Annotated in this window: 14 protein-coding genes; 8 read left to right on the top strand and 6 right to left on the bottom strand. The window is 46.9% G+C overall.

What is annotated here, in order from left to right; all coding sequences use genetic code 11:
• The first annotated feature begins 37 nt into the window (after nucleotides 1–37).
• The gene (locus JGK07_RS10470; RefSeq protein ID WP_293196882.1) at nucleotides 38–1,765 is read left to right on the top strand and encodes a phosphatase PAP2 family protein; all 1,728 of its coding nucleotides are present in this window, start codon (nucleotides 38–40) and stop codon (nucleotides 1,763–1,765) included.
• 404 nt (nucleotides 1,766–2,169) lie between these two features.
• On the opposite strand, the gene JGK07_RS10465 is transcribed toward JGK07_RS10470, so the two are convergent.
• Complete coding sequence (locus JGK07_RS10465; RefSeq protein WP_293232619.1) at nucleotides 2,170–5,247, bottom strand: glycerol-3-phosphate acyltransferase; 3,078 nt, start codon at nucleotides 5,245–5,247, stop codon at nucleotides 2,170–2,172.
• A gap of 114 nt (nucleotides 5,248–5,361) precedes the next feature.
• Here JGK07_RS10465 and JGK07_RS10460 point away from each other — a divergent pair, with 114 nt between their 5' ends.
• On the top strand, nucleotides 5,362–5,556 hold the full coding sequence (locus JGK07_RS10460) for a hypothetical protein (protein ID WP_293146752.1): 195 nt from the start codon (nucleotides 5,362–5,364) through the stop codon (nucleotides 5,554–5,556).
• Nucleotides 5,557–5,866: 310 nt separating this feature from the next.
• On the opposite strand, the gene JGK07_RS10455 is transcribed toward JGK07_RS10460, so the two are convergent.
• The gene (locus JGK07_RS10455) at nucleotides 5,867–6,007 is read right to left on the bottom strand and encodes a hypothetical protein (RefSeq protein WP_293177118.1); all 141 of its coding nucleotides are present in this window, start codon (nucleotides 6,005–6,007) and stop codon (nucleotides 5,867–5,869) included.
• A gap of 322 nt (nucleotides 6,008–6,329) precedes the next feature.
• Here JGK07_RS10455 and iscB point away from each other — a divergent pair, with 322 nt between their 5' ends.
• The 6 genes from iscB (at nucleotide 6,330) to JGK07_RS10425 (ending at nucleotide 12,558) form a co-directional block, all read left to right on the top strand.
• Nucleotides 6,330–7,601: an RNA-guided endonuclease IscB gene (gene iscB, locus JGK07_RS10450; protein ID WP_293177120.1), complete on the top strand. Its 1,272-nt coding sequence runs from the start codon at nucleotides 6,330–6,332 to the stop codon at nucleotides 7,599–7,601.
• A gap of 83 nt (nucleotides 7,602–7,684) precedes the next feature.
• Nucleotides 7,685–9,097 (top strand): HD domain-containing phosphohydrolase, encoded by a 1,413-nt coding sequence (locus tag JGK07_RS10445; RefSeq protein ID WP_293190557.1) that lies wholly within the window; start codon nucleotides 7,685–7,687, stop codon nucleotides 9,095–9,097.
• Between the two features lie 198 nt (nucleotides 9,098–9,295).
• The gene (locus JGK07_RS10440) at nucleotides 9,296–9,889 is read left to right on the top strand and encodes a pentapeptide repeat-containing protein (protein WP_293177124.1); all 594 of its coding nucleotides are present in this window, start codon (nucleotides 9,296–9,298) and stop codon (nucleotides 9,887–9,889) included.
• Between the two features lie 127 nt (nucleotides 9,890–10,016).
• Entirely contained in the window at nucleotides 10,017–10,772 is a 756-nt protein-coding gene (locus JGK07_RS10435) for a DUF2993 domain-containing protein (RefSeq protein WP_293177126.1), read from the top strand.
• 588 nt (nucleotides 10,773–11,360) lie between these two features.
• On the top strand, nucleotides 11,361–11,651 hold the full coding sequence (locus tag JGK07_RS10430; RefSeq protein WP_293177128.1) for a DUF1816 domain-containing protein: 291 nt from the start codon (nucleotides 11,361–11,363) through the stop codon (nucleotides 11,649–11,651).
• Nucleotides 11,652–12,285: 634 nt separating this feature from the next.
• Entirely contained in the window at nucleotides 12,286–12,558 is a 273-nt protein-coding gene (locus JGK07_RS10425; RefSeq protein ID WP_293177130.1) for a DUF1816 domain-containing protein, read from the top strand.
• A 634-nt stretch (nucleotides 12,559–13,192) separates the two neighbouring features.
• On the opposite strand, the gene JGK07_RS10420 is transcribed toward JGK07_RS10425, so the two are convergent.
• The 4 genes from JGK07_RS10420 to JGK07_RS10405 form a co-directional block, all read right to left on the bottom strand.
• Nucleotides 13,193–14,209, bottom strand: a complete 1,017-nt coding sequence (locus JGK07_RS10420; protein ID WP_293177134.1) for a J domain-containing protein — start codon at nucleotides 14,207–14,209, stop codon at nucleotides 13,193–13,195.
• An 81-nt stretch (nucleotides 14,210–14,290) separates the two neighbouring features.
• Nucleotides 14,291–14,605: a hypothetical protein gene (locus tag JGK07_RS10415; protein WP_293177136.1), complete on the bottom strand. Its 315-nt coding sequence runs from the start codon at nucleotides 14,603–14,605 to the stop codon at nucleotides 14,291–14,293.
• A gap of 373 nt (nucleotides 14,606–14,978) precedes the next feature.
• The gene (locus JGK07_RS10410; RefSeq protein WP_293190556.1) at nucleotides 14,979–15,281 is read right to left on the bottom strand and encodes a hypothetical protein; all 303 of its coding nucleotides are present in this window, start codon (nucleotides 15,279–15,281) and stop codon (nucleotides 14,979–14,981) included.
• A gap of 122 nt (nucleotides 15,282–15,403) precedes the next feature.
• Nucleotides 15,404–16,693, bottom strand: a complete 1,290-nt coding sequence (locus JGK07_RS10405; RefSeq protein WP_293177138.1) for a glucose-1-phosphate adenylyltransferase — start codon at nucleotides 16,691–16,693, stop codon at nucleotides 15,404–15,406.
• Between the last annotated feature and the right edge of the window lie 11 nt (nucleotides 16,694–16,704).

Genomic DNA, 16,704 nt, shown 5'->3' with positions numbered 1-16,704 from the left:
AGGTTGGCTATTTGATGAAAATTATTAAATAAAAACAATGGCATCTCTTACCAGCAGTCCTAAATTCGACTTTCTCGAAGGAACTTCAGGCCCAGACACACTTAACGGCTTGGATGGTAACGATATAATTTATGCCAAGAGCGGAGACGACTTGCTCCTAGGCGATCGAGGTAAAGACAAAATTTGTGGCGACTCTGGTAACGATACAATTGCTGGCGGCCTAGACGACGATATGATCTGGGGCGGCAAAGGCAACGACCTGATATTTGGCGACTCAGGCAACGACACTCTCTACGGGTGCGTAGGTAGCGATACCATCAGCGGTGGTGAAGGCAATGACATATTTGCGATCGGCAAAAGCAACGGCGGCCCAACGGTAGCCACAGCAGACTACATCACTGACTTCGAGAAGGGCAAGGACAAAATTCGGTTGCTCAATGGTCTCACATTTAACGACTTAAACATCCAACAAGGCACAGACGCTAACAGCAACAGCACGGTAATTCAAGACAAACTCACAGGTGAATATTTAGCAGTATTGCAGGGAGTCAATAGCAGCACCGTCACCCCCGACAACTTCGCAACTCACCTTTCGGGAAACTGCATCAGAGAGTCGAACGGAATGATGCTAGACGCCATCCGGACAGCCGGCACCCCGCCTCCGGTAGCCTCCCGCAACATGGCAATGGTTCACGCGGCCATTTACGACGCTGTTAACTCGATTACCAAAAAATACAGCCCTTACCGCGTCAACATAGATGCACCAGCGGGGGCATCAGAAGAAGCTGCGGCTGCGGCGGCTACCTACCGCACTCTGCTTAGCCTGTACCCTGCACAAAGCATCAAATTTGATGCAGCATACGCATCGTCTTTAGCAAAAATTCCCGATGGGAAATCGAAACAAGACGGAATCGCGATCGGAGAACAGGTTGCTGAGAAAATTATCAGTTGGCGCAGTACAGACGGCGCTAACAAAGTAGTACCCTACACACCGAAAACTGACGCAGGCAATTGGCAGCCGACTCCTCCCGCCCTGGCAGCATCGCTGCTGCCTCAGTGGCCGGATGTGACTCCCTTTGCGATGACTAGCGGTTCGCAGTTTCGTCCGTCAGGCCCGCCCGCCCTCGATAGCGCCAAGTACGCAGAGGAGTTGAACGAGACTAAAGAAATCGGCAAAATTGACAGTCTGACGCGCACGCCCGATCAAACTGCGATCGCCAAATTCTGGGCCAACGGCGGAGGTACTTTTACTCCCCCCGGCCACTGGAACCAAATCGCCTCAGAAGCATCGGCCCTCAGCGGTACATCGTTGGAAGATAGCGCCCGCTTGTTCGCCCTGCTAAATATTGCCCAGGCCGATGCAGCTATTAACTCGTGGGATGCTAAATATAAGTACGATTTCTGGCGGCCCGTGACAGCTATTCGCCAAGCTGACACAGACAACAATCCCAACACAACAGCCGATCCTCTGTGGACACCGCTGCTGATAACTCCGCCCTTTCCTGAGTACACATCGGGCCACAGTACCTTTAGCGGTGCAGCGGAACCAGTTTTGAACTCTGTATTTGGTTCGGATTTTGGCTTTGCAGATAAGGGAGACAAGTCTGTCAACAGTCTGCGAACCTTTGACAACTTTGCCCAAGCGGCCGACGAATCGGGGATGAGTCGCATTTACGGAGGCATCCATTTCATGAGTGCTAACGTAGACGGTTTGAGCGCGGGTAGAAATGTGGGGAACTATGTTGTCCAGAATTTCTTAGTTTAGGAAAGTGGCGAGTTGATGGAAAATGGAAAATTTTCCATTTTCGATTTTCTGAATTGGGTGCATCTCTGATTTTGCAAATGTATGAAAAAATCACTGCGTACCTTACCGCTATCAGTAGTGCGTCAAGCTATTTTTTGGTCTTAGGAATGAGAATTAAATAACTTACAATTTTAATTATTGTGGGATGGGCGTCCCGCCCGTCTATAAAGGACGGGCGGGACGCCCATCCCACAAGCTTGTGTAAGGGTGCATCTCAGTTTTGCAAGAAGCATTGTTTATTGTAGTGCGAGCGTCCCCGCACAGCAAAGCTTGTACAAGCTTTGCTGTGCGGGGACAGCACTGTAAATGCAAAACTGAGATACACCCCTTGTGTAAATTATTTAATTCGCCATCCTTAGTCCTGACTATTCCAGCAGTTCCACAGTGCCGAGATATCCATCTACTCGCACTTTTTGACCGTCTCGCAGGCGAGTTGTAGCTTCAGCAATATTCATGACTGCGGGAATTTTGTACTCGCGGGCGATAATTGCTCCGTGAGACAACTGGCCGCCAACTTCGGCTACAATTGCCTTTGCTCCTAACAGCAGCGGCGCCCAACCGGCATCGGTGTAAGGCACTACGGCGATCGCATTTTCGCCTAATTCTGTAGTGACACTCCGGCAAATCTTCACAAAACCTTCGACGCAGCCGATACTTGCCGGGATTCCCTGCATGATACCAGTTGCAGATGTTGAGGAGTCGATCGACCTTTTCTGAGAATTCGGCAGCAGATTGCCGTAGACTACAGGGGGAATCGGGCGATCGCGATCGGCTAACAGGCGATCGCGCCTCAGGCTAATCGTCTCCTGAAAAGAAACACTCGCACCGCTGCGAATCCACTGCTGAATCTCCCCAAATTCCAGATAAAAAATATCTCCTGGTTCCTGAAACACCTGCATTTCCAATCCGCAAGCTTCAATTGCCAAAAAAGTCCAGCGGAGATGAGCCAACAATCGTGCGTAAATTTCACTAATTTGGCTTTTAACTATAGCTCGTTCCTGACATTTATTTAAGCGCCACTTCTGAGCAAAAGTCAAGCTTAATTTTCCAGTTGCTGCTGAATTAGCAACAGTAGGTTTTTGAGCCAAAGTTATCAGCAATTTGCGGTAAGTTTCAGACTGTTCTCGCCAAGTAGGAACAGCGATATCAGTTCCCACTTCGCTCAAATATCCGTAAATATCCAGCCACTGTTCAAAGTCTGCTTGCAAAGCCAGACTTTCAGTAAATATCTGTGCTAATTGTGCGGCTGAAACATTCTCGCCTGACTGGTAAATAGCAACTTCTCGCAATTTCTCAGCCAACTCTTGCAAAGCTCGCACCGAAGCGATTTCAGGAGCAGTATCATTAACAAGCCAATCATCATCAACGCGAAAAATTGCTTTGCGAATTGCCAGCCCGATCGGCCCCAAGATATTGTAGTAAGTAATCGGCTTCAGCCACTCCTGAATTTGCTCAGATTTATCCAACAACTCACTTAAATCTTGGTAATTGGGCATGGGGCATGGGGCATGGGGCATTGGGAATTGGGCATTGGGAATTGGGAATTGGGCATTGGGAATTAATATTCCTTCTTCATTCTTCCCTCTTCCTTCTTCCCTCTTCCTTCTTCCTTCTTCCTTCTCTGACTTCTCCAGACTTTCGATTGCTGGTAAAAAAATAGAAGTGCGATCGCCCGCAAAATCTGCATTCAGCGCCCGCTCCCGCTGCACCAGACGCCACAAACCGGGTAAAGAGGGCAAAATCTTCCCCAAAGGTGGCTTACCCATCTTCTGCCCTCTGAGCAAAAACTCCAAACCCTGCTCCGGCAATCCCATCATCCGAAAGATTTCGCCCAACAAAGTCGCGTTAAAATAGGCGTGGGAACCCAGCAAAGTCGCCGTTTCCTTGAAATTTAGATTAGCAGCGCGATCGGCCAAAACCACCCGAAAAATCTCTCCCCAAACCCCACAAGTCAGCGGCCGATTAATCGACCAAGTTAGCGGGCGAATTGCACCAGGAATCACTTCTGCGGCAATAGTTCGAGTCCAAAACGGCTGCAAATTAGTAATCGGGCGGCTTTGCAAAATCCAAACTTTTTCCCCGTCCCAACTCCACTCAATATCCTGCGGGATGCCGTGAAAAAAAGCTTCGATAGCTTGCGCTTGTTTGACTAATTCAGCTAGAAGTTTTGGGTTAACAATTGAATTAATTTCGAGTTCGTTTAAAGTTTGTTGTAAAATTTCAGGCTGGGTAAAATCAACTTCCAAATGTAACGGAGTAACTTGTCCGCCGACAACAGATTCAGCACCTCCCGGCAAAGCTTCAATAATTATCTGGGAACCGCCATCTAAAGGATTGCGGCTGAACATAACTCCCGCAATTTTTCCCTCAATATAAGGCTGAATCAAGACAGCCATTTGAGTATCCGGGAGTTGTCGCTGCTGGCGGTAAGCCACAGCTTCGGAAGTCCAATAAGACTGACGGCAGCGGTGAATGCCAGCGATTAATTCTGCTTCAGTGGAAACAGGCCCGATAGTTTCATATTGCCCAGCCGCCGAACTAATATCGCCATCTTCTCCCGCCGCCGAAGAGCGCACAATCATGCGATTTTCGATTTGCGATTTTAGATTTTCGATTAAAGAATTAGGGATTGACAAATTTTCACTGTTTTCTGAATGCCCGATGCCCGATGCCCGATGCCCGATGCCCGATGCCCGATGCCCGATGCCCGATTCATTCAATAATATCCAGCCAGAAGGAACATTAAAATTAGCGCGTTTTAGTTGAGACAATCTCGCAGCTTTATCGCCGCAAATTTTAGCATCTAACGAGTCATCGAGAGAAAACAATTGTTCCGATTTAGATAAAGCCATATCATCACCCTGACTGAGATTAATTGCAGCTAATAAAACTCCCAATCCTGCTGCTGCTAAGAATTCCGGCAAAGATTGATGCCACACCCAAACCCAGATAGGCGTGCACAGACAGCCGCAGCGGGAAGCAAAGAGTCTCGCCCGATCGCCCTTTTGCCACAACCGCCGTGCCAAACCCCACACCAGTAGCCCCCAAATGCCAGAAGAGACAGCCACCGGCGGCGAAAATACCAAAAGACCCCAAACCGCGTTAGTCACGCCTCCACCTCGGGCGATCGCATATCTGGCCGCAACCAGAGGAATTAACAGGGCGATCGCGATCGCAGGTGAATCAGGAAACCAAAATCTCCCCGCCAAAACCGGCAGAATACCCCTGGCAATTTCCGCCAACACCGCAGCAATTCCCGCCAACTTCCCCCCGTGAATAAAAGCAGCCGACACCCCCACATTCCCCGTGCCCAACCGCCTCAAATCTTTACCGCCCAGCAGCCGCACCGCCCAGCGAGTAAGCGGCAAAGCACCCAGAGCAAAACTGGCGGCTAACAGAAGTGCGATCGACAACAGCGGCATAAAGGGGATTTTTAATTTCAATCTCTAAGTATTATGGCTGCAATTCGCTCAAATTTTCAGTCTTCGGATATATTGCACGATCGCCAATAGCACATAAAATACTAGAGAAGTACAGTAAATAAGGATTTGAACCAAATGGTAGAGAACAACCTAATGATTCCGATCGCAGTTCTTGGTGTTGGATTTGTCGCTGCGGTTAGTATCGGCTCCATTGCGTGGTATAATTCCAAGCGCCCCCCGGGTTGGGAATCCAAAGAACGGCCTGATTTTGTTCCAAAAGTTGATAAAGATGATTTGATTGCAGATGTTTCTGAGTCCAAAGGTAAATAATAAAAAGTTTATTGAGACGAAGAAAAACTGAGATAGGACTTGTGAATTAATGAGAAAACTTTGTCGTTGCACCCAGAACGCTGCAATTTTAAGGGCTGGGTTTTCCATTTTTCGCACAAGTCCTGTATTTATATTGTAATGAAGAACATATTAATAAATATTCTGATATCCTGTCTGGTAGAACAACCACAAGCAAAAAAGTTTATATTAGCGAATGCGGCGTTGCTGCTGCAACGGCATGAAAGACTCAATGTGAAAAAATGAAACAAGCCAGTCAGTCAATATAGCTGAATTTTCAAGTGATTCATTTTCATACCCTAATATAAGCAAGGTCGTTTTTTTTGAAGAGCAAGAAATCGCTGTCGGTGCGGTTGAGTTCGATATAAATTGAAAGAGCCGGATCGATCGCCATCACATCGCCGTTTTTGTAGGTTGTGGAGCCGGAAGTCATCAAAAAATCGGATTTTTGTCAAAAGTATTTTCGAGAAGGTCGATCGCACGTTACAATATGTTAAGAGCCGGCACCGCCTTTTGCAGTCAGTAACTCAGCTCTAAAGAGACTGAGCTTGTAAGAAATTGCAAGCTGTGCTGACCAGACCCCTGTTACAAGGAGACGTTATTTAGGTCATGATACCGGAGAATGCGACGCTAGTTTTCCGCTCTATCGTTTGCAGTCAAACAAACTTAAAGTCACTCTCGTTAGTGCTGCAAACTTAACAAGCCTTTATAACCAGGTCGAAGCGAACATTACACGCAAGTGGAGGGACACAACAATGTCCAATTTTATTTTCGTAGTTGACACAAACAAAAAACCACTCACACCTTGCAAGTCGTCAATGGCTCGTAAGTTGCTGACGGCTGGTAAAGCGGCTATCTTCAGAAGATTCCCGTGTACCATTATCCTCAAAAAGGCAGTAACAGCAACCATTGAATCAATTACTCTCAAATTAGATCCAGGTTCCAAAACTACAGGCATTGCATTATTGCAAGGTGAAAAAGTAATTTTTGGTGCTGAATTAACTCATCGCGGTCAAACTATCAAAGCAAGTCTTGAGTCCCGTCGTTCACTGCGTCGAGGAAGGCGAAACCGTCATACTCGTTACCGCCAAGCAAGGTTTTTAAACCGTACCCGCAAAAAAGGTTGGTTGGCACCATCCTTGCAGCACCGGGTAGAAACCACCCTGACTTGGGTTGAAAAATTACGCAGGCTTGCACCTATCGGTTTAATTGTTCAAGAGCTGGTCAGATTTGACTTGCAACAATTAGAAAATCCTGAAATTTCAGCTATTGAATACCACCAAGGCGAACTACAGGGTTACGAAGTTAGGCAATATTTGCTTAACAAATGGAACCGAAAATGTGCTTACTGCGACGCCGAAAATGTACCATTGCAAGTTGAGCATATTCATCCCAAATCTCAAGGCGGAAGCAATCGAATTTCTAATCTTTGCCTTGCTTGTCAGAAATGCAACCAGAAGAAAGGTACTCAGAACATTGAACAATTCTTAGCAAAGAAACCTGACATTCTGAGTCGAATTCTTACACAATCCAAGCGCCCCCTAAAGGATGCTGCTGCGGTAAATTCGACTCGATGGACGTTATTTGGTCGCTTAAAAGAAACGGGGTTGCCTGTTTTAACTGGCTCAGGTGGACTGACCAAGTTCAATCGTAGTCGGCTGCAACTACCTAAAACTCATTGGCTTGATGCTGCTTGTGTCGGTCAAGTTGAAGCGCTAGAATTATTAACAAATAAGCCACTGCTAATCAAGGCAACTGGACACGGAACCCGTCAAATGTGTCGCACAGACAAATTTGGCTTTCCATCTCGGTACGTTCCTCGAAACAAGTTTGTTAAAGGCTTTCAAACTGGTGACATCGTAAAAGCAATCGTCATCAGTGGCAAGAAAATAGGTGAATATGTTGGTCGGGTTGCAGTTAGAACGACAGGTTCGTTCAACATCTCAGCATCAGAATTGGTGCAAGGAATTAGCCATAAATACTGCAAAATAGTTCACAAAAAAGATGGCTACAGTTACGCATATTAGGATTGACGGGGACTGAAGTCCCCCGCGTCGCTTCCCTCTCAAGGCTAAAGCCGTTGAGTTTCCCGCATCCCGTATTAATTTTTATGAATCCAGAATCAACTCTCGCCAGACTACAAGCTACACTTCCCGACGGAAAACTGCCTTCTAGCTACGGGGTATACTTCAAAAACACCCTAGTAGCCCTGTGTCACGCCCTAGAAGACCACATCTTGCAAACCAGCAGCGGGGACGATCTCGCACTCAAACCGCTGGTTTTGGTGACGTTTCAGCAGGGAAAATGGTATTTGCAAGAAGCCGATCGCTACTTCGATATTGCTAAGGCTTCTCGACAAGTTGTCATCGGTGCAGTAGCCGACAGCGGTTTCGCTACCCACAAAACCGGTCAATTAGAAAATGTATCTTTAATAGAACTTGATGAGATCGACCCCATTATCCAAGAATGGAATTTAATCATCCTGGCCCCCACATACAAAGCAATGGTGCTTTGTCGCGAACTTACGGCCCAGGAATACTTGCCAGAGGGCAAGCCAGAAGTCGATACAGAGCGAAAATTCTACGGTTTGTGGTCGTTTGACCAGTCGTTGGTGTCGGCGTCAGCAGAAATTTTTATAGAACAAACACGACATTATAATCCCTCCCTAGCCGACAGTTTGCTAGAAATTCATCACGAAATTCTTGCTACCAAAGGCCCGCCCTTGGCAGACATTAGTGGCGTAGTATCCCGCATCGTTACTTACCTGCAAAGTTCTCAGCAGCAAATGGTGGCAATTAACCGCCAAACTCGCGATTTGTGGGAATTGGAAGGTCAAGCTTTGCGCGTCAGCCGCAATTTGAACGCCAACAAACTGCAAGCTTTTCTGCGGATGGCCCAGCGCGTAGACGAACGCGACACCTCAAATCCCACAGCTTCTTTGCAGGTGGCGGCTTTGTCGGAAACTTTGGGTCAATTGTTGGATTTGCCGGCTTTGCAACTGCGAAGGCTGCGGCTGGCGGGATTGCTGTTTCGAGTCGGCTTGGTTTCGGCGCCGAATGAGGTGTTCGATCGCACTTCCGATAAATTCGACCAAGGAACTCTATCATTTTGGCGCGATCGCAGTTTCATCGGTTCCCAACTCCTCCAAGCAATGCCGGAATTAGCACCAGTCGCCGAAATTGTCAAGCACAAACTCGAAAATTGGGACGGCAGCGGCAGGCCCGAGGGTTTGCGAGGTGAAGGGATACCCGTTGCTTCGCGGATTTTGGGTTTGGTCGCTTGTTTCCAAGACTTGACTCAACCGCGGGGCGATCGTCCGGCTTTGAGTTTGACAGAAGCTTTGGAAAAGTGCCGCGAACTGTCGGGTACTCGCTTCGATCCGGCTTTGGTGGAAACTCTCGGGAATGTCGTCAGACTCGCAGATATGGGTTTGATGGAGTTACCCACCCGCCCCAGCCAACTGCCTAATATCTGGTTGGAGGATTTGGGCGATCGCACGATCGCGGCAACTCCGGCATTGTAAAATAAGTTGGGTAATTCAGTGGACAGTTGACAGTGGACAGTGGACAGTTATTGTATGGTGCGTCAGGACTACGGATTTAGTACGAATTCCGCAACCTAATTTTCTGTTTACGGTGTGTACCCTAGTAATTGACAACTGCCAACTGACAACTGCCAACTGCCAACTGCCAACTGACTTATGACTTATGACTAAAAACTAATGACTCATGACCTCGAAGCCATACGCCAAGGCAAAATTCATATATTGGCCGGCATAGATTTAGCCGGCGCAAACTTAGCGGGAGCCGATCTCGCAGGTGCCGACTTATCTCAAGCCAACTTAACAGGAGCTAATCTCACCGGTGCTAACTTGCAGCGGGCGGTGCTGCGAGCAAACCTCCGCGGCGCAGACTTGAGCGGTGCTGACTTGCGCGGGGCTGATTTTCGGAATGCTGACTTGCGCGGTGCTTCTTTTGCTAATGCTTTAGTCCGCGATGCAAGTTTTGGGGGTGCTTTTTTGACGGCGGCCTCGATCGGCAATTTGGACTTGAGCGGTGTCGATTTGCGGGGAGCCGATTTGCGGGGTGCTAATTTGGCTCGCGCCATCTTGCAGCAGGCAGATTTGAGCAATGCCAATTTGTCCGGCGCAGACTTGTCGGGAGCTGATTTAGAAGAAGCTATCCTGAATGGAGCCGTACTGCGCGGTGCTAACCTGACGGGGGCTAATTTGCTCTGTGCTGCGATCGAACATACCGTCTGGGATGGAGCTTTGCTCGATCGCGCTTGTCTCCAAGGCACGCCCCTGAGTCCTTAAATTTCCAAAATGTTACTTTCAAGGCAGACAAAAAACAACTTCTGCTTATAAAGTGAATAAGCACAAGCTATTTTAACATTTCTTAATGAGAGGCTATAATAGCGACTGTAGATCAGCAAACGAATAAATGGTAGCAGCTTTGTTTAGCGGTACATCCTTTCAAGGTCAAAGTGGCGATCGCCTTGTCAGCAAAGTAGCAGGAGCTGCGATCGCAGCCTTATTCAAACGTTCTGAAAAGGCAGAAGCCAACATCCGAGTCGAACCTGTAGCCAAACTCTTGCAGGGAAGCATCGACGGTTTCGACTTCGTTGGCAAAGGTATGTTGATGTATAACGGCCTGCGTATAGAAGTGATGGAACTCTACTTGCAAGCACTCTCCATTGATTTTGGGGCGATTTTTGCAGGTCAAGTCAAATTGCGGCAGCCTACCCAGGCAAATATGCGAGTAGTCTTAAGCCGATCGGATTTAACCACCTCATTCAATACACCTTTTGTAGTTGAAAAACTCCAAAAGCTGAAATACCAAGAGCAATCTCTGTACTTTCAAAACACTGAAGTCAGCTTCGGAACAGACAAATCAATTCGGCTTCAGTCCGAGATTACGATCGGCCAGGACAGCGAACCAGTCAAAATAGATATTACAGCTCAATTGCAAGTAGAAGACCGGCGCAAAATCCAATTTGTCAGCGTTACTTACGGCGGTGACGGGCAAGCAGTAGACTTGGCTCAAGCTATAATTGCCCACGTAAATAACTTGCTAGACTTAGACAAATTTGCTTTAGAGGGCACTCAACTGCGAGTAGACCGCTGTCGAGTTCAAAACGACGAGCTGGTTTTTTACGGCTGGGCTGGCATCGAACAGTTCCCCAAAGGCAAGCGCTAAGCCTCAGCGTGCTGAGCTTAGCCGACCAATCAGATTAGTGGGAAAAATTTTATAGCTTAACAAAACTACCCGCCCCGGCGGGTTTTGCTATTTTAGCCACAGTTTTTCAGCTATGGCGTTGCTAGCCTAAAGTCTCTCTGTATTCCGGCGTATTTCCAGAACTAATCTGTCGCGGATTTAATATGTCAGCAACTGCTGACTTAAATTATTTTGAGCGAGAATTCATAGCGCGCCATCAAGCTTAAATTTAAGTGCAACAGAACTTATACAACGCATAATATGCGGACTAATTGTTAAGTACGTTGTTACACTTCGGCGCTGTTTATATGAAAGAGCGCTGAAGCGCAACTACGTACCTGTGCAAAGTAGCTTATTCACGGAGATTCTAGATATCTGCTCAAAATCAGCACTCAGGTTGAGGCGATCGCCCAAATAGTCTTGATAAACTTAGAGTGTCTTGGAGACAGAAACCGGGTTTGAGAGACAAAATTCTCTGGTGGGGCGATCGCAAAGATGGGAGAACCCGGTAAATAAGAGTCGCAAGGACGCAAGTCCTATTACAAAATAAATAACCCATAAAGAGGAAAAATGCTTGGATTTTATTTATTTGGTCTCTACCTCGCAGTCTTGTCCGTGTTTGCCGGGCCCAGCCGCCGCAGCCCGGATAAATGGTGGGTAGAAATCATCACAGATTTTCCCTACTGTACCTACTATTTTGGCCCCTTCGACACCGACAAAGAAGCCTCCAGCCACACTCCAGGCTACATCGAAGACTTGGAAAGCGAGGGAGCCAAAAGACTTAGCATCCGCATCAAACGGTGTCATCCTTCCGATCTCACCATCTGCGAAAGTGAATTCTCAGAGGGTATTGCTGCTTAATAATTTTGATAGTTCAGACTGCCGAAACCGGGTTTTTTGACTGAAATACTCCCTCTATCGTGAGAAGTATCAGTTAAACATCTCGGTTTTTCCGCGTCAATAGTTCGTCATATCATATGTCGATACCATAACAAAAAAGGTTCGTAGTGCGGACTTCAGTCCGCAGCCAAAGAGCGGACTGAAGTCCGCGCTACGAACAAAAACGGTTTGTAGTGCGGACTTCAGTCCGCAGCCAGAGAGCGGACTGAAGTCCGCGCTACCAACAAAACTGTACAGATATCCGTTCTGTGTGACTTTTCAATTATCTAAAAAGAGAAATAGAAATCGGAAGAAGCAAGGCGAAATCTTCCGCAACGATTTCAGCAATTAAAAACTTCCTCATCGTCGGGCGTGGTTGGTATAACTCAAGCCTCAACAATAAAATTAAGCATCGTTTGATTCTAGTTCTTGCTTTGCGGATTTTTTGGTAGATGTCATTAAAACTCAGCCTCTTCTCCACCAAAATGCTGATGTTAGCCAGCATTGACTCTCAACAATTACGACCGTTAAATCAGCACTGAGGACGAGTCGATCGAGCTATTTGTCCTGCTAACTTAAGGACAGTAAAAACTACTTGACTGCGGGGACACCTACTATGTTTGGACTTTATATATTCAGTATGTACGTCGCTGCTTTCTGGATACTCACTCAACCGATTGGCGGCAGTAGAGGTCGCGAGTGGTGGGTAGAAGTTGACACAGATTCACCCAAACGCACCTATTACTTTGGTCCTTACGAAAGCAAGGATGAAGCTTCTAATAATACCAACGGCTACATCAAAGACTTGGAGAAGAAAGGAGCTAAAAAAATTAGCATTAACATCAAGCAAGGTCGCCAACCAAGTCAGCTAAGAGCTACTGATGAGTAATGCCATTTTTTCAAAATCATGCAATGCCTTCAACAGTTGATAGTTGACTCCCAGAGAGCGATCTTTACCTAGAAGTCGGAGGATTGGAGTAATGAATAGTCTGATTTTAATTTCTGCCTCAAAGGCGGGCGGGTTTTCAACCAATTCTTTCTGGTAAGTGAGCGGGTGTGGCTCCATCCTTCAATCTCTGGCATTTCAACTACAATCTAATAGCAACCCACCTTAGGAATGAGAATTAAATAACTTACAATTTTTATTGTTCTTGTGGGATGGGCGTCCCGCCCGTCCTATCTGGACGGGCGGGACGCCCATCCCACAAATAGGTGTAAATTATTTAATTCCCGATCCTTACACATTGGGTGGACTAAACAGCCCGGACGTTCATTCCGCCCAACAATTTTCTTGTCGCCAGCTTTTTTTAAAGGTATAATATAAAGTTAGGTGTAAGCTAGGTGTCACGAGTCAATTCGTAGAGTGCGCCGCCATTCTTAAATCTCTGGCATTTCACCTACAATCTAATAGCGACGCACCTTACCGATTGGGTGAACTAAACAAACCCAACATTTTTTTGTAGCAACCTTTTTTCTAAACGGTATTAGCCGATCGCACCAGTAGTTGCTTTTGATATTGAAGATTAAAGCCCCATCTGGTTTAAAGTGCTGCGGGGATTAAAAGTGCGATTAGCCTTGATTTTTTCGTAGCATTCGCGTTCTACAGCGGTTAGTTCTTTCGGTGGGACGATCGCAACTTTGACCAACAAATCCGTGCGTTCGTCTTTCTTCGGTTTCGGCCATCCCTTCCCCCGCAACCGCAAAGACTGACCGGATCGCATTCCCGCCGGAAATTTTACAGTTATCATACCTTCAGGCGCCGGCAGTTCAATAGAAGCTCCCAAAACCGCTTCATCGGGAGTTATCGGCACTTCGCAGATCAAATTCTCTCCCTCAAACTGAAAGAAAGCGTGAGGTAAAACTTCTAACTTCAGGTACAAATCTCCCTGCTGCTTCGTGTACGGGTCAATTTGACCTTTGCCTTTCACTCGAATTTTGCTGCCGGTTTTCACTCCCGCAGGAATCGAAACCTCACCAGTAGCAACTCGCTTGGAAGTTCCCCGAAATGCTTCCCCCAGAGTCAGCGAAATTGTCACCTCAGTGTCGCGAGTACCTCCGGCGCTGCGGTTCTCGTAGCCAGCGAAATCTTCAAATCCGCCAAAACCAGTAGGCCCGCCGGTGCCGGTGCGCTGGCTGCTGTAATTCCACTTGCTGCTGCGGCTGCTACTACTACCTCCACTGCTAGCTGCGCGCCCCAGCAAGGCATTAATAAATTCGTCAAAACTGCCGTACTGGCTGAAGTCAACGCCACCAAAGTCTACATTCGTAGCGCCCCCGCCCGGCCATCCGCTGGGAGTTGCCGCCGCTTGCTTCCAGTATTGGCCGTATTGGTCGTATTTTTTGCGTTTTTCTGGATCTGAAAGCACTTCGTAAGCTTCGTTTACTTCTTTAAAACGAGCTTCGGCTTCTTTGTTCCCCGGATTCATATCCGGGTGATATTTCCGGGCTAGTTTGCGAAAAGTTTTTTTTATTTCATCAGCGCTGGCGGTTTTGTTGAGTCCCAAAATAGCGTAATAGTCTTTAAAATCTGTTGCAGCCATTAAGTAATCCTCTCTTTATTAGTTATTAGTTGTTAGTTGTTAGTTGTTAGTTGTTAGTTGTTAGAAAGAATAAATCCCAAATTAGCAGGATGGCGAGTTATAGCAACCACGCCTGACGGTGAGGACGTTCTCGCGTTGCACCTCTTCCTTCTTCCTTCTTCCTTCTTCCTTCTTCCTTCTTCCTTCTTCCTTCTTCAAATTATAGGTTATCAAAGTTTTGGACTCGATCGAGTTCGGTTGTTGCTTGCGGGACATCGCAATTTCCGCACCCCGCTGCTGTTGGAGATTTTGAGGAGTGCTACGTCTTCGCGATTTTGGTGTGGCTGCGATAGCTGAGGCGAACCCGGGAAAGCTGCTGCGGTTGTGGGCGCGATCGCCCGTTGGGTTGACTGCCACTGACGATCGATCTTTTTTTTACGGTGCGCCGTGCGATGGCTACGCCCCGGCTTACGCCTACGAACTTTTCTTTCTTTAGCTTTTCGCTCAATGCAAATCCTAGCAGGTTCTCATCAGCAACTCCCGTTCAATCTGCCGCCTTAATTTTGAGAATATTTTACCATAAAGCGTACATTAATTCAACAACCCTTCTGTATATTTTTTTCTTACCCTACTGGTGCTATACTTTTTTATTTTAACAGCACATCTATAGCTTTAAGTCACAAAATATACCAGAATCTATCTGCTGTCTGTTAACTAGAACACACACTTTGAAAAAAATTAAGATAAAATGGTAGCTCAATAACTTGTTAACGTTACGAGGGTGATAACATCATGAATTATTTGCTAAGTTGGCCTTGCGGCTGCTGCGACGATTGGAAAGATAGTTCCGAAAGTTGTGTGATGCTAAGAAACGGGCAGCGCATTTGTCAGTCGTGCTACGATCGCAAATACAAGAATCAGAAGCAATCCGCCAGACGCAGGCGATCGAACATACGCGTATCACCGCAGACCGTAACAGAGACTGTTCCTTATTAATGCGCCTGAGTTTGAATGAAGCCAAATATTTCGACAGCCTTGCACCAACAGTTGCAATTAATAATGAAGTAAAAAAAATATTTTCTTCATCAGTCATCAGTCATCGGTCATTGGTTATCTGTCACTAATTTATTTATTTATCATCAGTCACTGGCTGGCAGATAACAGATTTTAACTTAAAAAACTAATGACTGACGACTAATGACTAATGACTAATAACTAAATGATAGTTCCATCAGGAATCGTGGCGTTTTTCAGAACTACGACAATGCCGCTGCGGATGTAAAAACCTTGGCTCTCGCGGTTGGCTTCTTCCACTCGGTCTTTATTAATGATTTGAACGTTCCGGCCGATGCGGGCATTTTTGTCCACAATCGCGCGACGAATTGTAGTATCTGCACCGATACCGAGGGCGACGCCACCGTGGTCTAAACTCGAATGCCGTTCCGCGTCGGGTTCGTAGAAGTCAGCACCCATAAGCAGGCTATCTTGAATCGTACATCCAGCTTCAATGCGCGCTCGAACTCCCAACACAGAATGGTCAATGCGGCACTGTTTGAGAATGCAGCCTTCAGCAATAATTGATTCCGTCACGTGAGTATCTAAAAGCTTAGTCGGCGGCAAGAAACGCGGGCGAGTATAAATCGGCGCATTTTCATCGTAGAAACTGAAAGGAGGCTTAGGCTGTTTTGTCAGCGCCAAGTTAGCATCATAAAAAGCCTCAATCGTTCCGATATCTTCCCAATAATCGTCAAACAAATAAGCTTGAACGTTGTGGTCTTTTGAAGAATTCGGAATAATCTCTTTACCAAAATCAGTTTGGTTGGGAGATTCTTTCAGGAGTTTAATCAGAACTTCTTTTTTGAAGACGTAAATCCCCATCGAAGCAATGTAAGGACTTTCCTGAGCCTGCTGCGCTGTCAGTCCCAGTTTAGTAGTATCCACCTGCATTTGTTTGAGCGCATCGCCTTTTGGCTTTTCGCTGAAAGAAATAATGCGGCCGTTGTCGTCGATTTTCATCAAACCAAAATCTGAGGCCCGCTTCTCGTCCATCGGCAAAACGGAGAGGGTGATATCGGCATTGGTTTCGCGGTGTCTATCCACAAACTTTTGGTAGTCCATGCGGTAGAGGTGGTCGCCTGACAGAATCAAGTATTCGTCAACGTCCCACTGTTCTAGCAGCGAAAGATATTGGCGAACTGCATCCGCTGTCCCTTGAAACCAGTTGGGGTTTTCCTGAGTTTGCTGGGCGGCGAGTACCTCGACAAATCCCTCGGTGAAGCCAGAAAACTGGTAAGTGCGAGAGATGTGCCGGTTGAGGGATGCCGAGTTGAATTGGGTGAGGACGTAAATTTTGACTATTTGCGAGTTGATGCAGTTGCTCACAGGAATATCGATGAGGCGATATTTACCTGCGAGGGGAACTGCGGGTTTGGCTCGCAGTTTGGTTAGGGGGTAAAGGCGGGTGCCGACACCGCCACCGAGGATGATGGCTAAGACTTTTTTCAAGGAACTTTCTC

Source organism: Microcoleus sp. PH2017_24_DOB_U_A, assembly GCF_020738205.1.
Lineage (GTDB): Bacteria > Cyanobacteriota > Cyanobacteriia > Cyanobacteriales > Microcoleaceae > Microcoleus.
The sequence above is the reverse complement of the archived record's forward strand: the minus strand, read 5'-3'. Positions and strand labels throughout refer to the sequence as shown.

What these genes read in the sequence shown, in the direction of transcription:
- JGK07_RS10470 (WP_293196882.1), top strand. Translation starts at nt 38, where the DNA reads ATGGCATCTCTTACCAGCAGTCCTAAATTCGACTTTCTCGAAGGAACT.
- JGK07_RS10460 (WP_293146752.1), top strand. Translation starts at nt 5,362, where the DNA reads ATGGTAGAGAACAACCTAATGATTCCGATCGCAGTTCTTGGTGTTGGA.
- JGK07_RS10455 (WP_293177118.1), bottom strand. Translation starts at nt 6,007, where the DNA reads ATGACTTCCGGCTCCACAACCTACAAAAACGGCGATGTGATGGCGATC.
- iscB (WP_293177120.1), top strand. Translation starts at nt 6,330, where the DNA reads ATGTCCAATTTTATTTTCGTAGTTGACACAAACAAAAAACCACTCACA.
- JGK07_RS10445 (WP_293190557.1), top strand. Translation starts at nt 7,685, where the DNA reads ATGAATCCAGAATCAACTCTCGCCAGACTACAAGCTACACTTCCCGAC.
- JGK07_RS10440 (WP_293177124.1), top strand. Translation starts at nt 9,296, where the DNA reads ATGACTCATGACCTCGAAGCCATACGCCAAGGCAAAATTCATATATTG.
- JGK07_RS10435 (WP_293177126.1), top strand. Translation starts at nt 10,017, where the DNA reads ATGGTAGCAGCTTTGTTTAGCGGTACATCCTTTCAAGGTCAAAGTGGC.
- JGK07_RS10430 (WP_293177128.1), top strand. Translation starts at nt 11,361, where the DNA reads ATGCTTGGATTTTATTTATTTGGTCTCTACCTCGCAGTCTTGTCCGTG.
- JGK07_RS10425 (WP_293177130.1), top strand. Translation starts at nt 12,286, where the DNA reads ATGTTTGGACTTTATATATTCAGTATGTACGTCGCTGCTTTCTGGATA.
- JGK07_RS10420 (WP_293177134.1), bottom strand. Translation starts at nt 14,209, where the DNA reads ATGGCTGCAACAGATTTTAAAGACTATTACGCTATTTTGGGACTCAAC.
- JGK07_RS10410 (WP_293190556.1), bottom strand. Translation starts at nt 15,281, where the DNA reads ATGACTGATGAAGAAAATATTTTTTTTACTTCATTATTAATTGCAACT.